Source organism: Nocardia sp. NPDC060220 (assembly GCF_042727815.1).
Classification (GTDB): domain Bacteria; phylum Actinomycetota; class Actinomycetes; order Mycobacteriales; family Mycobacteriaceae; genus Nocardia.
Map to the genome: position 1 here is coordinate 1 of NZ_JBHWZY010000953.1, position 2443 is coordinate 2443.

A 2443-nucleotide genomic window follows, 5' to 3' on the forward strand; every position below is an offset into this window, starting at 1 on the left:
ATGACGAGCAGCGTGGTGCGCGGGGTGACCGCGTCCCGCAGCTCGGCGGCGAGGCCCCGGGGCGTGGCGGGTCCGGGTGGCGGGGTTGGCGGTCGTGATATCGGTGTCGGCGAGCGTGACCGTGCCGGCGCTCACCGGGGTAGCCCCGGCGAGGACCGCGACGAGCTCGCTCTGCCCGTTGCCCTCGACGCCCGCGATTCCGACGATCTCGCCGGGCCGCACGACCAGACACGCATCGTCGAGCGCCGCGCTGCCGTCGGCGCGATGCACGGTCACTCGATCGATGGTGAGAACCGGTGCGGGGGAATCGGATTCGGCAGACGACTCGAGACCGGCGCTAGACGGGGTCGATTCGGTGGCAGGGCCGACCGGGAGAGCCGTTGCGGGTGAATCTGCTGTCGTCGCCGAATCGGCGGGATCCAGGCCGATGGTCGCGGCGACGGTCGGGTCGAGGTCGGCGGCGGTACGCCCCACCATCGCGGTGAGCAACTGGGCGATGGTGGTGTTCGACATCCGCCCGCCACCGGCGACCGTGCCGCGGCGCAGCACGGTCGCGGCATCGGCGACCCTGGCCACCTCGCCGAGTTTGTGCGTCACCAGGACTACCGCTTTGCCGTCGGCGGCGATGGCGCGGCAGGTGTCGATCAGCGCGTCGATCTCGGCCGGATCGAGTACTCCCGTCGGTTCGTCGAGCAGGATCAGCGCCGGATCACGCAGCAACGCCTTGACGATCTCGACCTTCTGCCTCGCGCCGACCGGCATGGTCGCGACCTGCTGGTCGAGGTCGACGCGCAGGCGGTAACGCTGTGCAATCTCGTCGAGCCGGTCGGTCGGCTCCTTGCGGCGCGACCGGAGTCCGTGCTGGGTGAGCAGCAGGTTCTCCGCGACGGTCATGGTGGTGACCAGACTGAAGTGCTGGTGCACCATGGCGACACCGGAAGCCATCGCGGCGGCGGGGGAGTCGGGCCGGAAACTCTTGCCGCCCAGCTGCATACGTCCGGTGTCCGGGTGGTAGCCGCCGAAGACGAGATTGCACAGCGTGGACTTGCCCGCGCCGTTCTCGCCGAGAACGCAATGGACAGTGCCGGATTCGACGGTGACGTCCACATCGTGCAGCGCCTGCACGTCACCGAAGCGCTTACCGACCCCGTGCAGGGTCAATGCGGGAGTGCTCATCGTGGATCAGTACGGCTTGACCGCGCCGGTGGACAAGGCCGTTTTCGCCTTCGCGAGTGCGTCGGCGACCCCGGAGTCCTTGCTGCACAACACGAAATCGGTGCCGTCGTTGGGCGAGGTCAGCCCGAAGCGCACGTTCTCGGCCTTCCACGAGTCGTCCAGAACGGCCTTCACCGCGAACTCGACCTCGGCGCCGATATCGGTGTGTACGTAGCCCAGGTACGCGGGGTTGGTGCAGTCGCCGGGGATCGGACCGCCGACCATCGTGGCGTCGGACTGGGTGGCGGCCTGCTCCATGCCCGCCTTGCCCAAGTTCACGATCTGGCCGAGCGTGCCCGCGCCGGCGCCGTAGTCGGCCAGTGCGGCCTGCTTGGCCTTGGCGGGGTCATTGAAGTCGCCGACGTACTGCGGGGTGAGTACCTTCGCGTCGGGCTTCGCGAACCGCGCACCGTTGCCGAAGGCGTTGGCGGCGTTGACGATCGCGGGCAGTTCGACGCCTCCGACGAAGGCCACTGTGCCCGACTTGGACCCCGCCGCCGATACCGCGCCGCTGAGGAATTCGGCCTCGGCCTGCTGCGGGTCGTAGTAGGCGAGGTTGGCGAGTGGTTTGGCGTCGGCCGGTCCGCCGATCTCGACGAACTTCACGTTCGGGAACTGTGGCGCCACCTTGCGCACGTCGGCGTCGGTCTGGCCGCCGAGGGAGATCACCAGGTCGTTGGCCGAGGCGAAGCGGACCAGGGCCTGCTGGTAGTCGCTGGCGGCGACCTGTTCGACCTTGCTGAGTTCCACCTTGTCGCCGAGCGCGTCGGCGACGCGCTGGTAGCCGAGATATCCGGACTGCATGAAGCCGGTGTCCGACAGTGAGCCGGGGAAGAACACGCCGACCTTCAGCTTGCCGCCCGACGCCGTGGAATCGGCGGAGCCACAGGCCGACAGGAGGGCAGCGGCGGCGAGCGCGGCCGAGCCGAAGGCGATCGCGCGCCGAGTGGACTTGTGCACGGGGTACTCCTTGATCGAACGAACCGCTCACTTAGCGGTATACCGTTAAGTGTCAGCCTGGGGCTCGGAGATGACGGGCGGATTACCGAAAAGTAAGAAACGGTCGCATGCCGCGAGCGGACTACCGTGGTGGCGTGCAGGAGCAGAAGGATGGTGCGGTGGCAGACGAACCGGCGAAGAAGTCGCTGCGGGATCAGGCCTACGAGGAGTTACGATCGAACGAACCGCTCACTTAGCGGTATACCGTTAAGTGTCAGCCTGGGGCTCG

General features: G+C 68.0%; 2 protein-coding genes. Both read right to left on the reverse strand.

Translation table 11 applies throughout. From position 1 onward, the window contains the following. A partial coding sequence (locus ACFWF3_RS32170; RefSeq protein ID WP_379317583.1) for an ATP-binding cassette domain-containing protein occupies positions 1 to 1176 on the reverse strand: 1176 nt, incomplete at its 3' end. Positions 1177 to 1182: 6 nt separating this feature from the next. Next, complete coding sequence (locus ACFWF3_RS32175) at positions 1183 to 2175, reverse strand: BMP family protein (RefSeq protein WP_379317585.1); 993 nt, start codon at positions 2173 to 2175, stop codon at positions 1183 to 1185. Positions 2176 to 2443: the final 268 nt, after the last annotated feature.